Genomic DNA, 16,839 nt, shown 5'->3' with positions numbered 1-16,839 from the left:
CTCGGTCTTCTTACAAATATGATCATCATTAGATTCTGTCTCTTCTCCACTTGATCCTGCGGAGAGTTTTTGCGGAGAGTAGTAGAGGCTAGACCCGGGCAAATGGCTTGATTCAGAAGAGGATGGGAAGGTAAATTCTCAAGTCCCCATGATTCGCATAAAAGGTCAGAGATTCTCCATTGACGATTTCAAACTTCTTCTGAACCAATCTCAGAGGATTCAAGTATCAGTTGATATAAGAGACAAAATCATGCACTGCCACAAAGAGTTCCAGGAGATGCTGAAATCCGGTAAGATGATTTACGGTGTGAATACCGGATTTGGTGCTTTGAGTCAGGAAAAGATTGATGAGAGGGACCAGAACCAGTTACAGTTGAATCTGGTGCGGAGTCACGCTGCGGGTATGGGCGATCCCTTCGACTACGGGGTCACCCGCACGATACTGCTTCTCAAGCTAATCAATCTCAGTTTTGGATACAGCGGTGTGAGATGGGAAGTGGTGAGGCAGTTGCGGGATTTTCTGAACGAGGACATCTTGCCGGTTATCCCGTCAAAGGGGTCAGTGGGGGCGAGTGGTGATCTCATTCCCCTTTCCCACATGGCACTGGCGCTCATTGGTGAAGGGGAAGTTCATTTCAGTGACCGTATTCTCCCCTCAATGGTGGTTCTGCGGGAAGTGGGATTGGAGCCTCTGGTACTTCAGCCCAAGGAGGCTCTGAGTCTCATTAACGGGACTCAGGCTTCCACGGCTCTCGGCATTCTTGCTTTGATACGCATGGAAAGGGTTCTCAAGGCGGCGGATTGTGTGGGGGCCATGTCCGTGGAAGCGACGCTTTCATCCCGGGAGACATTTCATCCTACCATTCATCGACTGAAGAAGCATCGGGGCCAGTTTCAATCGGCAACCAATGTGTGGCGAATATTGCAGGGAAGCGAAATCGTCGCTTCTCATTCCGATTGTGAGATTGTCCAGGATCCCTACAGTTTCCGGTGCATTCCACATGTGCACGGGGCCAGCAGGGAGCTCTATTTTTGTGCGAAGAGAATAATCGAGAATGAGATAAACAGTGTGAGCGATAATCCCATCTTCTTTCCCCGTAAGCGACAGATAGCGACGTCGGGTCACTTTCATGCTGAGATAGTAGGACAGGCGATGGATGTTCTGTCCATCGCGGCTGCAGAGGTTGGCGCGATTTCAGAGCGGAGGATATTCCGGATCATGGAAGGTATAGAGGGAAAGATCCCCAGGTTCCTGGCGGGCGATCCCGGACTCGAATCGGGTTTCATGATGGCACAGGTGACGGCCGCCTCGCTCGCTTCCGAAAACAAGACGCAGGCATTTCCCGCATCTGTAGATTCGATCCCCACGCAGTCAAACCAGGAGGATTTTGTATCCATGGCGCTCTGGGCCGGAAGGAAGCTTCTCCGTATCGTCGAGAATGTAATTCGCATTCTCGGGATTGAGTTATTGGTTGCTACTCACATGATTGATCTCCATCGTCCCCTCAGACCCTCACCGGCCACTCAGGCCATGAGGTTACTGGTCCGAAGGCACGTGAGATTTTCAAGGGAGGACCGTGTCTTATCTCCAGAAATCGACAAAGCTGTCGATCTGGTAGGGACTGGAAAGATCATTTCAAGTGTCGAATCAAAAGTTAGATTGGAGTAGACGATGGCGAAGGAAAGAGATTTCAGGAAGGCGTTGACGTTCGACGATGTTCTCCTGGTACCGAGTAAATCCGAGGTGGTCCCGCGGGACGTGGGCGTTTCCACCAGGTTGACGAGGCGCATCGGCTTGGAAATCCCGATTATCAGTGCCGCCATGGATACAGTCACCGAGGCGGATATGGCGATCGCCATGGCCAGGGAGGGCGGTCTCGGCGTTCTCCACAAGGCGATGTCCATAGAAAGGCAAGCCAGGGAGGTGGTGAAAGTCAAGCGGGCTGAAAGTGGCGTCATTCTCAATCCCGTCACGTTTTCTCCTGACCGGTCGATCCGGGAGGCAATCGTTGTGATGAAAGAGCACAACATCTCCGGCCTTCCCATCGTGGATGACGATAATAATCTCCTTGGCATTTTGACCGAACGCGATACTCGATTCGAGACAAATCTCGATCAGTCTGTACACAATTGTATGACACGGGAGAATCTCGTAACGGCCTCAAAAGACACGACTCTTGACAAGGCAAAGGAGATTCTCCAGAAGCACAGAATTGAGAAGCTTCTCCTTGTGGAGGGGAACGGGAAACTGGCCGGGATGGTGACTGTAAGGGATATTCTCATGAAACAGCAACACCCCAAAGCCACACTGGATCGCCACGGCCGGTTGAGGGTGGGAGCCGCGATAGGTGTCACGGAGGACATTCTGGACCGGGCCGCGGCGCTCATCGATTCGGGTGTGGACATCCTGTTCTTGGATTCCGCCCACGGACACTCCAAGGGTGTTCTCGATAGCCTGGAAAAGGTGAAGAAGGAATATGCGTCGGTCTCTATCATAGCTGGGAATGTGGCTTCTTCCGAGGGAGCGAAGGCACTGGTTGATTCAGGATCGGATGCCGTCAAAGTAGGGATCGGAGCAGGGGCAAGTTGCACTACCCGGGTGGTGGCCGGTATTGGCGTACCGCAGTTGACGGCGATTATAGACTGCCGCGAAGTGACATCGGCGGAGAATATCCCTCTCATTTCAGATGGTGGAATCCGCTATTCCGGTGACATCGCCAAAGCGGTCGCTGCTGGAGCTGACTGTGTCATGCTGGGAGGATTGCTGGCGGGATTGGACGAGAGTCCGGGTGAGGTCATACACTATGAGGGTCGCCAGTACAAGTCTTTCCGGGGAATGGGCTCACTGGGGACCATGAGGCAGGGGAGTGCCGACAGATACTTCCAGGAAGGTGAAGAGATAATCAAGATGGTTCCCGAAGGCGTGGAAGGGATGGTACCCTACCGGGGAAGCGTCCGGTCAGCCACTTATCAACTGGTGGGGGGCTTAAGAACAGGGATGGGTTACTGCGGTGCCGCCAACATTTCTGAGATGCAAACTAAGACTCGCTTCATCCAGATTTCCCCTTCGTCTTACCGCGAAGGTCACCCCCACGATGTGAAAATAATAAAGGCATCCCCCAACTATCAAGTCCTCGACAGGATCAATGACGTGGGGTGAATGGTCTGAGACCCGTGAGCGAGAGCGTAGAGGCTATGAAAGGGAATTCAGATGACGGCTGATAGCAGATTTCCGTCTGGCAGCAGTATTCTTGTGAATAATCCCTTTTGTAACCAACCGGTCAATGAGAGATACCGCGTCTTTGTGAAGGGTCTCCGCCTCCTCTTTCTTTGATGAGGAAAGTACCCTCTTGATCGCTGTCTTCATTCGAGATCTATAGTGCTTGTTTCTTTCGTACCGTACTTTCTGCTGTCTCTGTCCCTTCAAGGCTGATCTTTTCTGTTTTTCCACTTCGATTCCCTGTTCGACTTATAGGATGATTTGCATCACAATCCCTTCAAAGAAAACCGGTGCGAATTTATCGGTCACGCACGGAATAATCAATGATTGAAAGGATGCGTTGGTTTCGTGAACGGGACACCTGCTCCCGGGACGGTCGAAAACAGTTTGATTTATTGGCGCGAGGCTTTACTTTTGAGTCGTGACTGATCTCGAACTCATCTCTACCGTCCCTATTTTTTCTGAGCTCAGTTCTTCCGCCCTCGAAAATATTTTGTCCCGCATGACCAAGCGTTCTTATAATAAGAACAATATCATTCTCATGGAGGAAGAGTTTGGCGATGCGTTCTTCATCATCGGTAGCGGAGGCGTAAAAATTACGCGGGTGAGCGAGGACGGGAGGGAAGTTATCCTGGCCATGTTGGGTGAAGGTGATTTTTTCGGGGAAATGTCGCTCTTGGACGGAGAAACAAGGTCGGCGAATTGCATCGCCCTTGAAGATTCCACAGTGTTGATGTTGAGACGCCGTGACTTCCTTGAAATCCTCGAGAAATTTCCCAAGATGGCCATCTCTCTTCTTACTGAATTGGCCGGGAGGATCAGAAAGAGTGATCAGCAGATTGAAAGCCTTTCCTTAACCGATGCACAGCACCGCGTTGGTATTACCCTCCTTCGTCTTGCTGAAGAGCTGGGGATGATTCGACATGGTGTCGTGCATATCCGGAATCTCCCGAACCAGCAGGATATCGCCAGTATGGCCGGCACCTCCAGAGAGACGGTCTCGAGGATGATGAGAAAGCTCGAGGAGAAGGAGATGATTGAGCGACGCGGTCGCACTCTTTCGATCCTGGATTACACCGAGTTCAAACGAGCTTTCGGCTAACCTCGTCTTTCCGGGGTCTTGTTCCCCATTCAATCCCAGTAAGCAGCCTGGCTCCACAATGAATTCAGACATCCTGAACGACCTCAGGAAGAACGATCTCCGGACGGTCTCCAGATTGATATCTCGTCTGGAGAATGAGACGGGAGACCTGGATGACATTCTCAGCCTGATCTTCCCATACGCACAGGAAGCCATCAGGGTAGGGTTCACCGGACCCCCTGGTGCAGGAAAGAGTACTCTCATCGATGGAATCATCCGTCTGATGCGTAAGGACTCGAAATCGGTGGGGGTTGTCACAGTGGATCCCACCAGCCCGTTTTCAGGAGGTGCTCTGCTGGGTGACCGCCTGAGAATGGATCGACACGCACTTGACAAAAAGGTGTACATAAGAAGCATGGGAACGCGAGGTCGGACAGGTGGGCTAGCAAGAATGTCCCGTCACGTGGGTGAAATTCTGGCCTGTACCGGCAAAGACTATATCCTTTTCGAAACCGTTGGGATCGGGCAGGTTGAGCTGGAAGTCATTGAGAGTGTGGATGTTACCATCGTCATGTTCGTCCCGGAATCGGGCGATGAAATTCAGTTCATGAAAGCGGGTCCCATCGAAGTTGGCGACATATTTGTTGTCAACAAGGCCGACAGGAAGGGGGCTCGAATTGTTGCCCGGACGCTTGAGGAGTATGTTGGAGAATCGTTCCAGGAGAGACAATTCATACCCAAAACCCTTCTTTCCGTGGCGACCACGGGTGAAGGGGTGGAAGACGTCTACGGAGAGATCGTAGGTCTTGTCGAAAAACTGAAGAAACTGGGGACATTCAGCTCCAGGCGTCGTAAGCAGTATTCGGCCCGGGTACGAAACGAAGTTCGTGAAGAGCTGACCAGGCGGTTCTTGGGGGAAGTGAGGGAGAACGATCTCAACCGGAGAATCGAACAGTTCAGGAAGAATAACGTCTCCCCCTACGAAGCTGCCCGGGATCTTATGGCTTCATTGGCATGAAAGACGAGAATCGCAAAGGTGCAGGCGAAATGCCATTCCTCGATCACCTTGAGGAATTGCGCTGGAGACTTATCAAATCGCTTGGTGGAATCGTCGTGGGGGCCGTTATCGTATTCATTTTCATAGATCCCATCTTCTGGATTTTGTTGAGACCCGCCACGTCACTGAACCCCCCTCCTGAGCTTCAGGTACTTCGTGTCCATGGGATGTTCATGCTGAAATGGGGAATCGCTCTCGTGGGAGGCATTGTCCTGGGACTACCCGTCATCACATATCAAACGTGGAAATTTGCCGCACCGGGACTTCTGAAGAATGAACGGAAGTATGCGATTCCCATTATCACGTTTTCTTTCATTTCGTTTATCGCAGGCGTACTGTTTGCCTATCTTGTGATCATCCCCTTTTCCCTGAATTTCTTTATGTCCATGGGTCATGTGGACATCCGCAATGATTTTTCAATCAACTACTATTTCAGCTACATTCTCTGGATCCTCGTGGCCTCGGGTTTTATTTTCGAGTTGCCCGTTCTTGTGATGATACTTTCTTCTATCGGCCTCGTGACTCCAGCGTTCATGAGGCATTATCGGCGGCACGCGTACATTTTCATTATGGTCCTTTCAGCGTTAATAACTCCTCCAGACCCTCTGAGTCTTGGACTCATGACCTTTCCTCTCGTCGTTCTCTATGAACTGAGTATCGGTGTCTCCGGACTCTTCAGCAGAAAATTTTAGCTGACCTTGAGGATGGATTGAGGGTAAATTAACATCCATGAAGAAATCGACAGAACTCACGTCTATCGTGGAGCCCATCCTTGAAGACCTGAAAATCTTTCAGAAGGAATTTGAAGATGCTCTGAAGTCCGAAGTGAGGCTCATCAACGCTATCGGGCATTATCTTCTCCGTCTCAAAGGGAAGGGAATACGACCTATTCTTACCATTTTCTCAGCCCGCATATGTGGAGGTCCCACCCTCAACAGCTACAAAGCAGCCGCCATCGTTGAACTCCTTCATGTTGCGTCACTGATGCACGACGATGTTGTCGACGGGGCTAAGATTCGACGAGATTTTCCCACCGTTAATCGTATCTGGAAAGACAAAACATCCGTCATCATGGGGGACTTCATTCTCAGCAAGGTCCTGTCCAACCTTATTCGAATCAGGGACTTTGAGGTGCTCGATCTTATTTCAGCCACGGCAGAGAAACTGAGCTCAGGGGAGATGCAGCAAATTGAAGAGAGTTTCCGTAAATCGATGACGGAAGACGTCTACTACCAGATGATAAGGGACAAGACTGCAGCCCTCATTTCCACCTGCTGTGAGCTCGGCGTGATCACCTCGTCAAAGGACGAATCACAGAAGCGGGCACTTCAGGCGTACGGTGAAAACTTCGGTATGGCATTCCAGATCAAGGACGATCTATTCGACTTTTTGGGCTCAGAGGAGGAGATGGGGAAAGAGACCCAGCTCGACATGACAAAGAATATGATCACGCTCCCGGTCATCCATACACTATCTTCCGAATTGACACCCGCAGAACGTCGAAGGATGAACCGGATACTCTTCAACGGTTCGCTCTCCAACGACATGGAAACGCTCAAAGATATTGTTGACCGGCATGGCGGTTTTGATTACGCTCAGAGCCGGATTGAAGATTACTCAGGACAGGCAGTTGAAGCTCTGGGTACTTTTCCCGATACTCCCTATAAGAAATCGCTGACCGACCTTACCCATTACAACACCCGGCGAACTCGCTAGGGGTGGGAATGGTCGGTAGATTGATTCCTCACCATCGTCAAATCGATTGAGCATCAACGGCAGCACCAAAGTATGGGTCGGAACAGGCTTTTGATCCTTCGCTTCAGCTCCATCGGAGACATTGTTCTCACGACGGCGGTTGTGGAGTATCTTCATCGTAAGATGCCGGGATATGAATTTCATTTCCTGACGCTTCGGGACTACGGCTCGATCCTTGAAGGCAATCCCCATCTGGCCAGAATCATTCTGGTTGAGAGAAGCGCTACCGTAGGTTCATTGCGGCGCCTCGCAATGAGATTGAGTGATTTTGACTATGATTTCTGCCTGGATCTTCATAACTCGTTACGGACGAAGTATATCCGGTGGTGGCTGAAGAATCGTCACTGGCTTACGTACAGAAAACCGAGATTGAATCGATTCCTGTTATTCTATCTCCACCACAACCGATTCGGTGGAAACTACGACGTGCTTTCGGACTACTGGGCTCTCTTAAACGGCGAGAACGGGGAACGTCCCAACCTAAGACCCAGGCTGTACATCTCTTCCCTGGAAAAGGAGCGGGCCCGCCTCCAATTGAAATCGTACGGAATCAGTGGAGACTTTGCCGCCGTCATTCCGAGTGCCGCCTGGCGCTCAAAAATCTGGCCGGTCGCTGGTTACATCGAGGTGTTGACAGCTATTGCCCGGGAAGAAAAGCTGGGCATTGTTTTGCTCGGTGGCTCGTCAGATTCCGTCTGTGATGACATAGCCAGCCAGGTTCCCGATTCTGTCAACCTGAGAGGAGTGACAGATCTTCGAACGTCTCTCGCCATTCTTTCCTGTGCCAGAGCGGCAATAGGCAGTGACACGGGGCTGATTCATGGGGCGGAGGCGCTGGGAACTCCCGTCGTGATGATCAACGGTCCCACATCCAGGGAGACGGGAGCACGGGTCAGAAGAAGAAACTCCGTGATGGTTACGGCCCACCCATGGTGCCAGCCCTGCTCAAAAAATGGAAGTCGTCCCTGCTACCGCACTGATCGGTTCTGCATGACCGGGATCAGGTCCGATGCCGTTTTCACGTCCTTCAAATCTCTTTTGAACGGGGGCTAGAATGAAGGTCATCTGGAAGATTCTGTACAACTTAGCTTTCCTTCCACTGTTGATGGTGGCCGGGTTTATTGTATCGATCTTCAATGAGAAAGTCCGGGAGGGATTTCGAGGACGGAGAAACTCCCTGCGAAAACTGACGGCACAGTTCTCTCGCAGAAATCCCGATCAACTGGTACTATGGTTCCATGCCGCATCTCACGGAGAGTATGAACAGGTACGCCCGGTTCTGGCCGGACTGAAAGAGGTGGAACCGGACAGCATCGTGGTTGTCAGTTTCTTTTCACCCTCAGGTTACAAGAACGTCTTTGATCCCAATATTGACTGCAAGATTTACCTGCCTCTTGATTTCTATTGGACTTGCCGGCGGTCATTGAAACTCGTCAGACCTCACAAATTAATATTTGCGGAGTACGACTTGTGGCCCAATCTTATCTGGGCCGCCAGAAGGTTGGGAATCAAAACAACGCTCTTTTCAGCGAGAATCAATCGAGGCAGTTCGAGACTCTGGCCTGTCATTTCTAATCTCTACAGACACATCTACAACAATCTCGATTCGGTCTACACGGTCTCAGAGCGGGACCACATAGCCATCAAGAGACTCCTGGCCAAGCGAAGCAGGAGTATCGTCAGGGTCTTGGGCAATCCCCGGTATGATCAGGTGAAAGAGATGGCAGATAGGCCGTCAGTTGAAAGAACGAAATCCGTTCTGGAAAGGCAGTTGCGCGTCATTGCAGGGAGTGTCTGGCCTGATGATGAGAACGTCGTACTACCACCCATACTTGATCTATTGAATGAACATCCAGAGCTGCTCCTCTACTGGGTTCCCCATGAACCTGATTCGAAATTCCTGGAGCGGACCATGAGGTCATTTGACTCCTCCGACATCGAGCCGAAGCTGTTTTCAGAATGCAAGAATGGTGAATTCAGGAAAGCGAGGGCGGTCATTGTTGACGAGGTTGGTATGCTTGCTGAACTGTACTGGCAGGGTCGCATAGCCTATGTGGGAGGGGGATTCTCAACAGGGATTCACAATGTTATGGAGCCGGCCATCGCCAGGTTGCCAACCGTGTTCGGCCCCCGCTTCCACAATTCGCATGCCGCTGAGGAGCTTCTTAACTCGGGAGGTGGTTTCACAATCTCATCGCAGGAGGAGTTCCGTTCCACTATGGACAAGTTGATCGATAATCACGATTTCTTCGTGGAGTCGAGTCTCGCTGCCACCGGTGTCATTCACAGGAATATCGGCTCTGCGACAAGGGTAGTGAGGGGAATTCTCCGTGACTGAATTTTCATTTACCATTCGCTTTCCCAAGTTCGATACTTCTTCGGCAAGAATAGCCCTTCGTCCCGGCATTCATTTGATCTACGGAGAGAGCGGTGTGGGGAAATCCCGCCTTTGTCGCGAAATCTTTTCAGTATCCGATCCAGCAGAAATGGGAACATTCCTTCTCGAACGCCCAACTCTCATGCAAAACCCAATGCTGGTTATGCAGGATCCGGATGACCAGATTGTCTCTCCCACGGTCCTGCGAGAACTGGCGTTCAATATGGAAAACGAGGGGTGGGACTCACGGCACATAGGATCGGAAGTCCGGAGAATCGCGAACACATTCGATTTTCCATGGGGAGGAGATCGTCATCCAAATTCCCTGTCGGGTGGAGAGAAGGAGCTCTTGAACTTGGCAACGGCGCTGTCGGTCCGACCGGATTTGTTGGTCATAGACGACGGTCTCGCCTTCTTAAGTCAAAGAAACAAAGAAAAGGTCGCGGAGATTCTTAACGCGCATTGCAGAAATGAGAATGCTGTCGTGCTCTGGTTTACTTCTGACGTGCGGGACCTGAAGAACGCCACCAGTTACTGGGAGCTACGCCTCGATAGGCTGATTTCCGGAATAGTGGACTCTTCACCCCTCAACACTGATTACTCACCGCCCAGGGGGAAACTCGTTATGGAAATCGACAGACTCTCATTCCGCTACGATGGCGCACCGTCTCTCTTTTCAGATCAGACGATCAGGATCGGTCCATTCAGATCGCTGGCGGTATTGGGTGAAAACGGGTGCGGCAAATCCACGTTGGGTAATCTAATCGCAGGCATGGAGAGCCCACTGCGTGGGCATGTCACGCTTTCCGCAGGTGACGGCCGGCGGCCCCAAAAGGGATTACTGCCCCAGCTGCCTGAGCGTCTTTTCGGCGGCAGGACTTTTGACGAGGTGCTTGAGGAGTTAACTCAAGGCGGTCTATTTGAGCCAGGAAAAAAGAAACTGTTTCGGCATGTGCTTCGGGAGTTTCAGATCTCCTGGGAAATTCTGAGACACAAGCAGATTCATCGGGAGAAGATTTCTGTCGTTCGGGTCGCTCTCGTAGTACTAATGCTTCTGGCGAATTACGATCTTGTTGTTCTTGACGAGCCGACGTTTTCACTGGGAGAGAATCAGAAAGCGAAACTCATCGAATTCATACGCGGGTGCATGACCAGGAAGCACCTTGTCTTGATCAGTCATTCCAAACGGATTGCCCGAGCGCTTTGCAACGAAGCTGTGTGCATCGAAGATGGTGTGATTAAGAAAATGACACTGAGGAGTGAGTCTCTCCATCATGCGGGGAAATCCCGATAAGCCTTCTATTACAGACCCTCAAAGGGTTATCACCCTCTCCAATGGACTGAGTGTTCTCCGGGCGTTCCTGGCTCTTCCCATCGTCTACTTCCTCTCTCTGGATTCCACGGCCCCTGTCGTTGGTCTTATTCTCCTGGCCATTGCCACCGATATCTTCGATGGTTTTTTCGCTCGACGCGCGCACCAGATCACGAATGTGGGTAAGATCCTGGACCCCACTGCGGATGCCATTGCCCTACTCTCCGTCGTGCTGTTTATGACAATGGACCAGACGCGTCAATTCCCCTTATGGTTCATGATAGTCTATATGGTAAGATATTTGTCCATTTCCTTGAGCGGAGTGTACATCATGAACCACTATTCAGTTGTGCTGAGCTCCACCTTGCTTGGAAAGTTAACAGTGCTGATCTCGACCGCAGCCGTTTTCCTGTACGTGATTCGCGTGGAGGCCGTGGGATTCTATCTGTTACTTGTGGCAACGGCGATAGCGATCGTCAGCTGGATTCAGTATGTGTTGTTACATCTGTCCTTGCTAAGACAATAAGGTGGATATAGGGTGGTAGGTTCTCCGTTTGTCAAACTTCTTGAGTCCCTGACCAGATCCAGGAAATCGATATTGGAAATCCTGGGTAGGATCGATCTGAAAGGACTGTCACGGCAAACGATGGAGGAGCTTGAACCCCTACTTCTCTCTTCAGATATGGGGGTAAAGACGACCCAGGAGATACTGGAATGGATGAGGGAACGGGGAAATAAGAGCGGTTTGAGAGAAGACCTCCGGAACCATCTTGAATCGATTCTGGTGAAACAGAACGCATCAGATGATCTCGAAAACAGTGTGCCGACAGCCGTTTTAGTTGTTGGAGTGAATGGGACTGGAAAAACAACCACGGTGGCCAAGTTGGCTCATCGACTACGGAGAAAAGGACGCAACGTTCTCCTTATTGCGGCCGACACATATCGAGCCGCCGCTGTGGAACAGTTGAAAGGGTGGTCCGCCATAGCAGGAGTGGATCTGATCTGGAACGACGCTTCAAGGGATCCTTCCTCTGTCATATTTGACGGGATGAAGGCTGCTGAATCGCGGGGACGCGAGATTGCCATCATCGATACGGCGGGGCGACTGCATACATCCGGGAATCTCATGAGAGAAGTAGAAAAAATGTACCGTGTTGTTTCCACGAAATTCCCACGGTTCCGCCTTGTCAACTATATCACTCTTGACGCAAATCTGGGTCAGAATTCACTGTCTCAGGCGTCAGTATTCAATGAGCACATTCCCTTGAGCGGGATCATCCTGACCAAAATGGACGGTACAGCGAAGGGAGGGATCATTTTTCGGATCAGCCGTGAGTTGAATATTCCTGTCACTTTTCTCGGAGTGGGAGAGACACTGGACGACCTGATCCGTTTCGTTCCCTCAGAATACGTCTCGTCTCTGCTGGGACAGGAGGCGTAAGAGAAGTGCATTGTTCCGTTCATGAGCTGGGATAGCATCCCGATTACGGGGGTTGCGGTTTTCCGGGAGCATCTCACGGTGAACACCGAATTCTTTGACGTGTATGAGCGAAGGCCGCCTGACTTCCATATGCTGTCGCCTGAGAACATGGCCACCTATATCGCTGCCATCGCATCGGGTTCTCTGCCAACGCGATTGGCCCTCATGGGAGTCAATTCGGGCAGACGCTTCCTGAACCTGCTCAGGCGTAAAGTGACCTGACCGCGGGGAAGGATTTCCCCTGTCACCTGAAAATAATTCTCACTCGGTTCCTTGATAAATCTGTCGGGTGAAGGTAAATTCTAAGACATAATGTCAGAGTTTCGAATCCATACCGATTTTCATCCCACCAGTGACCAGGAGAACGCTGTGAGGGAACTGGTGGAAGCTTTGCAGCTGGGAGAGAAGTATCAGATCTTGCTGGGGGTGACAGGGAGTGGCAAGACCTTCACCATGGCCAAGATCATAGAATCTGTTCAGCGCCCCACCATCGTCATCTCTCACAACAAGACCCTGGCGGCTCAGTTGTACGGAGAATTCAAATCACTCTTTCCTGAAAACGCCGTGGAGTATTTTATCAGCTACTATGACTACTATCAGCCAGAGGCGTATCTTCCGGTTACGGATACTTATGTTGAGAAGGACTCCTCAATCAATGAAGAGATTGACAAGCTCCGCCTGAAGACTACGAGTTCTCTTCTGGAGCGGCGTGATGTAATCGTGGTGAGTAGCGTTTCCTGTATTTACGGGATTGGATCTCCGAAGGAATATGAGGAGAAAACTGTTTCCCTCCGGAGAGGAGATAAGATTTCCCGGCGAGACCTGTTCACATCCCTCATCAACATCCATTATGCACGGAATGATTCCGTGCTGGAAAGGGGAAGATTTCGCGTTCTGGGTGATATCATAGAACTATTTCCCGCATACGAGGATGTCGCCGTGAGGGTGGAGACATTGGGAAACGATATTGAATCCATTCATTCTTTTGATCCGGTTACGGGAGAAATCATCAGATCCATAGATTCTGTCATCGTTTATCCAGCCAAGCACTTCATCACGGATGAATCTTCGTTGAGAGGAATCGTGGACGAAATCCGGAAAGAATTGTCCCAAAGGGCTGAGGAATTGCGTTCAGAGGGGAAGTTGCTGGAAGCTCAGCGGTTGGAACAGAGGACAAACTTCGATCTGGAAATGATGTTGGAAGTGGGTTACTGTTCCGGCATTGAGAATTACTCACGGTATTTCTCGGGTCGTGAGCCGGGTCAGAGGCCCTGGACTTTGCTGGACTTTTTCCCCGATGATTACCTCATGTTTGCTGATGAATCACACGTGACGCTTCCCCAGACTGAAGGGATGTACTGGGGGGACCGGAGTCGGAAGGAAGTTCTTGTACAACATGGATTTCGTCTGCCGTCCGCCCTGGACAACAGGCCCATGAAATCCGAAGAATTTGATGACGTGATCAACCAGGTGGTATTTGTTTCCGCAACTCCCGGGAAACGTGAGCTGTTGAAATGCAAGGGAGTCGTAGTGGAACAGCTCATCCGGCCCACCGGACTCGTGGATCCGGAAATCGAGGTGAGACCTACGCGGGGACAGATCGATAATCTCATGGGCGAAATCAAGTCTCGCGTTGCAAGAAAGGAAAGGTTATTAGTAACGACCCTGACCAAACGAATGTCGGAAGACCTGACGGATTACTTCATAGGAATGAACTTGAGAGTCCGTTATCTCCACTCCGAAATCGGTTCCCTTGAAAGGGTGACCATTCTAAGAGACCTCAGGCTGGGGGAATTTGACGTGCTTGTGGGGATAAATCTCCTCCGCGAAGGACTTGATCTGCCCGAGGTATCCCTGGTGGCGGTACTCGATGCTGACAAGGAGGGATTCTTGCGGTCAGAAACCTCTTTGATGCAGGTAGCAGGGCGAGCTTCCCGGAACCTGAACGGCAAGGTCCTTTTCTATGCAGACACCGTTACGAAGTCCATGAAGTCGGTCATGGACGAGAGTGACCGACGTCGCAGGATTCAACACGATTACAATGAGAGACATGGCATTACGCCCAGATCCATCTACAAGTCGGTGGAGGAGGTGCTGTCCACTACTTCTGTGGCAGATGCGTGTCGGGACACCACCGTCACTGACTACGGTCGAAAAGGGGATTTCTTTGACGAGATGGATAAGGCAGCGGTTCTGGACATGATGAAGGCCGAGATGATCGAAGCTGCCGAAAACCTGGAATTTGAAAAAGCGGCCAGACTCCGCGACGAGATTGAGAAGTTGAGGAAGGAAATCGTTTGACGTTTTTCGGTTGCGAGGCCCGTGTCGTGAAGTTGTCTTTCGTCAGTCGTGGGGCGAATGTTTTCTTGAGACGCAGCCGAAGGACTATACGGGCATCGTTACCCATCACCGAGCGACCCTTAGACCGAATTACATGAAGATCCTCGTCGCAGGCGGAGCAGGATTTATAGGCTCTCATGTGCAGGATGCCTATCTTGCTCTGGGCCACGAAGTGGTCGTTATCGATAATCTGTACACTGGACGGAAAGACTTCGTGAACAGGGATTGCAGGTTCTATGAGGTGGACATAAGGGACGCCGAGTCGATCGTGGAGATCTTCGAACGAGAGCGGTTTGACGTGGTGAATCATCATGCTGCGCAGATGGATGTGAGGGCATCCGTGGCCGATCCCGTATTTGACGCAGACGTCAACATCCTGGGAGGTCTGAACCTACTACAGGCTTCAGTAAAGACAGGTGTGAAGCAATTCATTTTCGCTTCAACAGGGGGTGCCATTTACGGGGAGCAGGACACCTTTCCCGCTGATGAGAATCATCTCCTCAGGCCTGTCTCACCATACGGTGTGTCAAAGCTCTCCCTTGAGAAGTACATCGATTTCTACGCCAAGACCTACGGTCTGCGCTGTTTTATTGCCAGGTATGCCAACATCTACGGGCCCCGGCAGAATCCAGATGGTGAAGCAGGTGTTGTGGCCATTTTCTCCCGTCGTCTCGTGAGTGGCGAAATGCCCACAATCAATGGGGACGGGAAGCAGACGCGGGATTTTGTCTATGTGGCGGACGTAGTTGAGGCAAATGTGGTGGTCCTTGACCATGGTGAGAACTCAGTTTTGAATATTGGGACCGGTCGGGAGACGGATATCAATAGAATATTCAGCATTCTGGCCACGACGTCAGGCAAGTCCGTGGAACCCCATCACGGCCCTGCGAAGAAAGGTGAACAGAGAAGAAGCGTGCTGGACAACCGCCGCGCAAAGAAGATACTCGGGTGGGTGCCCTCGACGGATATAAGAGAGGGACTGGAAAAGACATATGCCTATTTTTCAATGGAGGAGGAGACGATACGTTGACTGAACTGGACCGGATTCGAAAGATATCGGGTATGGTTGGCAGGTCCGATTCCATGGAACAGGTATTGGAAATGATTGGTCAAATAGCACCCATCGATATGTCCGTACTCATTGTGGGGGAATCAGGAACGGGGAAAGAGATGGTTGCTCGCGCCATTCACAAACTGAGCAAGCGTTTCAACGAACCGCTCGTCACAGTCAATTGCGGAGCCATTCCCGTCGGGATAATTGAGAGTGAATTGTTCGGTCACAAGAAAGGGGCCTTCACCGGTGCCGGGGAGGACAGAAAGGGTTACTTTGAAGAGGCCGACGGCGGAACGATTTTCCTGGATGAAATCGGGGAAACGCCTCCCGGAACGCAGGTGAAACTCCTCCGGGTACTGGAAACCGGGGAGTTCATGCGTGTGGGCGACGCAAAGACACGAAACGTGGACGTTCGGGTGATAGCTGCCACAAACAAGGATCTGTTCAAAGAAACTGAAAGGGACAGTTTCAGGAAGGACCTGTTCTATCGTCTTCAGACGGTGACGATCGAACTCCCACCACTGCGCCATCACCTGGAAGATCTTGACGAGCTTACGGAACGGTTCGCTCTGCAGTTCTCCAGAACGAACGAAATCGTTTTCAGGGGGTTCACTTCTGACGCGTTGAAGGTCATGAAACAGTACGACTGGCCAGGCAATGTGCGGGAACTGAAGAACTTTGTTGAAAGCATCATCATTCTTGAAAAGGGAAACAGAGTTTCCGCCGAACTGGTACTTAAACATCTAACCCCACATCTGGGGGAAGTCTCAAAGGATTTACCCGTTCCCCTTGTCAAATCGACTTCTCAGGCCGAAAGGGAACTCATTCTCCAACAGCTGTTTTTCATACGGCAAGATCTCCGGGACGTGAAATCTGTCCTGATGGATGATGACGTCACGAGAACCGGAGATGTCGGGTTTCTCCCCACAAGAAGTCTACTCTTGGGTCCCTCTGCCGAAGTTTCAGAGGCGGATCACCCGAGGGCTATCAGTTCCCGGGTCATTGGCGACGTTACCATGAAAGATCTGGAAGTCGAGATTATCACCCGGACGTTGAAAAAATTCAATAACAATCGGAGAAAGACGGCCAGCGTGTTGGGCATCAGCGAACGCACCCTCTATCGCAAGATCAACGAGTATGGTTTGGAAAAAAAACAGAAAATA

At 51.1% G+C, this 16,839-nt stretch carries 16 protein-coding genes; 15 read left to right on the top strand and 1 reads right to left on the bottom strand.

Going from position 1 to position 16,839, the window contains the following annotated elements:
- Nucleotides 1–148: 148 nt before the first annotated feature.
- Nucleotides 149–1,669 carry a histidine ammonia-lyase gene (hutH, locus tag V3U24_02035; GenBank protein MEE9166232.1) on the top strand — a complete coding sequence of 507 codons (1,521 nt, stop codon included), beginning with the start codon at nucleotides 149–151 and terminating at the stop codon, nucleotides 1,667–1,669.
- 3 nt (nucleotides 1,670–1,672) lie between these two features.
- Entirely contained in the window at nucleotides 1,673–3,160 is a 1,488-nt protein-coding gene (gene guaB, locus V3U24_02030; GenBank protein ID MEE9166231.1) for an IMP dehydrogenase, read from the top strand.
- Nucleotides 3,161–3,193: 33 nt separating this feature from the next.
- Here the strand turns inward: guaB and rpsT are convergent, their stop codons facing one another.
- Nucleotides 3,194–3,451 carry a 30S ribosomal protein S20 gene (rpsT, locus tag V3U24_02025; protein MEE9166230.1) on the bottom strand — a complete coding sequence of 86 codons (258 nt, stop codon included), beginning with the start codon at nucleotides 3,449–3,451 and terminating at the stop codon, nucleotides 3,194–3,196.
- A gap of 190 nt (nucleotides 3,452–3,641) precedes the next feature.
- Here rpsT and V3U24_02020 point away from each other — a divergent pair, with 190 nt between their 5' ends.
- From V3U24_02020 to V3U24_01960, 13 genes are all read left to right on the top strand, one after another.
- On the top strand, nucleotides 3,642–4,322 hold the full coding sequence (locus V3U24_02020) for a Crp/Fnr family transcriptional regulator (protein MEE9166229.1): 681 nt from the start codon (nucleotides 3,642–3,644) through the stop codon (nucleotides 4,320–4,322).
- A 58-nt stretch (nucleotides 4,323–4,380) separates the two neighbouring features.
- Nucleotides 4,381–5,319 (top strand): methylmalonyl Co-A mutase-associated GTPase MeaB, encoded by a 939-nt coding sequence (meaB, locus tag V3U24_02015; protein MEE9166228.1) that lies wholly within the window; start codon nucleotides 4,381–4,383, stop codon nucleotides 5,317–5,319.
- Nucleotides 5,316–6,050 (top strand): twin-arginine translocase subunit TatC, encoded by a 735-nt coding sequence (gene tatC / locus V3U24_02010; GenBank protein MEE9166227.1) that lies wholly within the window; start codon nucleotides 5,316–5,318, stop codon nucleotides 6,048–6,050. Before meaB ends, tatC begins: the two co-directional genes overlap by 4 nt.
- Nucleotides 6,051–6,087: 37 nt before the next feature.
- On the top strand, nucleotides 6,088–7,074 hold the full coding sequence (locus V3U24_02005) for a polyprenyl synthetase family protein (protein MEE9166226.1): 987 nt from the start codon (nucleotides 6,088–6,090) through the stop codon (nucleotides 7,072–7,074).
- Between the two features lie 72 nt (nucleotides 7,075–7,146).
- Nucleotides 7,147–8,166, top strand: a complete 1,020-nt coding sequence (locus tag V3U24_02000; protein ID MEE9166225.1) for a glycosyltransferase family 9 protein — start codon at nucleotides 7,147–7,149, stop codon at nucleotides 8,164–8,166.
- 1 nt (nucleotide 8,167) lies between these two features.
- Entirely contained in the window at nucleotides 8,168–9,451 is a 1,284-nt protein-coding gene (locus V3U24_01995; GenBank protein ID MEE9166224.1) for a glycosyltransferase N-terminal domain-containing protein, read from the top strand.
- The gene (locus V3U24_01990; protein MEE9166223.1) at nucleotides 9,444–10,784 is read left to right on the top strand and encodes an ATP-binding cassette domain-containing protein; all 1,341 of its coding nucleotides are present in this window, start codon (nucleotides 9,444–9,446) and stop codon (nucleotides 10,782–10,784) included. The genes V3U24_01995 and V3U24_01990 overlap by 8 nt, the downstream gene beginning before the upstream one ends.
- Entirely contained in the window at nucleotides 10,750–11,328 is a 579-nt protein-coding gene (locus V3U24_01985) for a CDP-alcohol phosphatidyltransferase family protein (GenBank protein MEE9166222.1), read from the top strand. The genes V3U24_01990 and V3U24_01985 overlap by 35 nt, the downstream gene beginning before the upstream one ends.
- Nucleotides 11,329–11,340: 12 nt before the next feature.
- Nucleotides 11,341–12,243, top strand: coding sequence for a signal recognition particle-docking protein FtsY (gene ftsY, locus V3U24_01980; GenBank protein MEE9166221.1), 903 nt, complete (start codon nucleotides 11,341–11,343; stop codon nucleotides 12,241–12,243).
- A 21-nt stretch (nucleotides 12,244–12,264) separates the two neighbouring features.
- Complete coding sequence (locus tag V3U24_01975) at nucleotides 12,265–12,504, top strand: hypothetical protein (protein MEE9166220.1); 240 nt, start codon at nucleotides 12,265–12,267, stop codon at nucleotides 12,502–12,504.
- A 90-nt stretch (nucleotides 12,505–12,594) separates the two neighbouring features.
- Nucleotides 12,595–14,583, top strand: a complete 1,989-nt coding sequence (gene uvrB / locus V3U24_01970; GenBank protein ID MEE9166219.1) for an excinuclease ABC subunit UvrB — start codon at nucleotides 12,595–12,597, stop codon at nucleotides 14,581–14,583.
- A gap of 133 nt (nucleotides 14,584–14,716) precedes the next feature.
- Nucleotides 14,717–15,652, top strand: a complete 936-nt coding sequence (locus V3U24_01965; GenBank protein MEE9166218.1) for an NAD-dependent epimerase/dehydratase family protein — start codon at nucleotides 14,717–14,719, stop codon at nucleotides 15,650–15,652.
- A partial coding sequence (locus tag V3U24_01960) for a sigma-54 dependent transcriptional regulator (protein ID MEE9166217.1) occupies nucleotides 15,649–16,839 on the top strand: 1,191 nt, incomplete at its 3' end. The genes V3U24_01965 and V3U24_01960, both read left to right, overlap by 4 nt.

The sequence above is a fragment of the Candidatus Neomarinimicrobiota bacterium genome (genome assembly GCA_036476315.1).
In the GTDB taxonomy this organism is placed as follows: domain Bacteria; phylum Fidelibacterota; class Marinisomatia; order Marinisomatales; family S15-B10; genus JAZGBI01.
This window is presented reverse-complemented; position numbering and strand designations above follow the sequence as displayed.

Coding starts and splice junctions, on each gene's coding strand:
- hutH (MEE9166232.1), top strand. CDS start 149: ATGATTCGCATAAAAGGTCAGAGATTCTCCATTGACGATTTCAAACTT.
- guaB (MEE9166231.1), top strand. CDS start 1,673: ATGGCGAAGGAAAGAGATTTCAGGAAGGCGTTGACGTTCGACGATGTT.
- meaB (MEE9166228.1), top strand. CDS start 4,381: ATGAATTCAGACATCCTGAACGACCTCAGGAAGAACGATCTCCGGACG.
- tatC (MEE9166227.1), top strand. CDS start 5,316: ATGAAAGACGAGAATCGCAAAGGTGCAGGCGAAATGCCATTCCTCGAT.
- V3U24_02005 (MEE9166226.1), top strand. CDS start 6,088: ATGAAGAAATCGACAGAACTCACGTCTATCGTGGAGCCCATCCTTGAA.
- V3U24_02000 (MEE9166225.1), top strand. CDS start 7,147: ATGGGTCGGAACAGGCTTTTGATCCTTCGCTTCAGCTCCATCGGAGAC.
- V3U24_01995 (MEE9166224.1), top strand. CDS start 8,168: ATGAAGGTCATCTGGAAGATTCTGTACAACTTAGCTTTCCTTCCACTG.
- V3U24_01975 (MEE9166220.1), top strand. CDS start 12,265: ATGAGCTGGGATAGCATCCCGATTACGGGGGTTGCGGTTTTCCGGGAG.
- uvrB (MEE9166219.1), top strand. CDS start 12,595: ATGTCAGAGTTTCGAATCCATACCGATTTTCATCCCACCAGTGACCAG.
- V3U24_01965 (MEE9166218.1), top strand. CDS start 14,717: ATGAAGATCCTCGTCGCAGGCGGAGCAGGATTTATAGGCTCTCATGTG.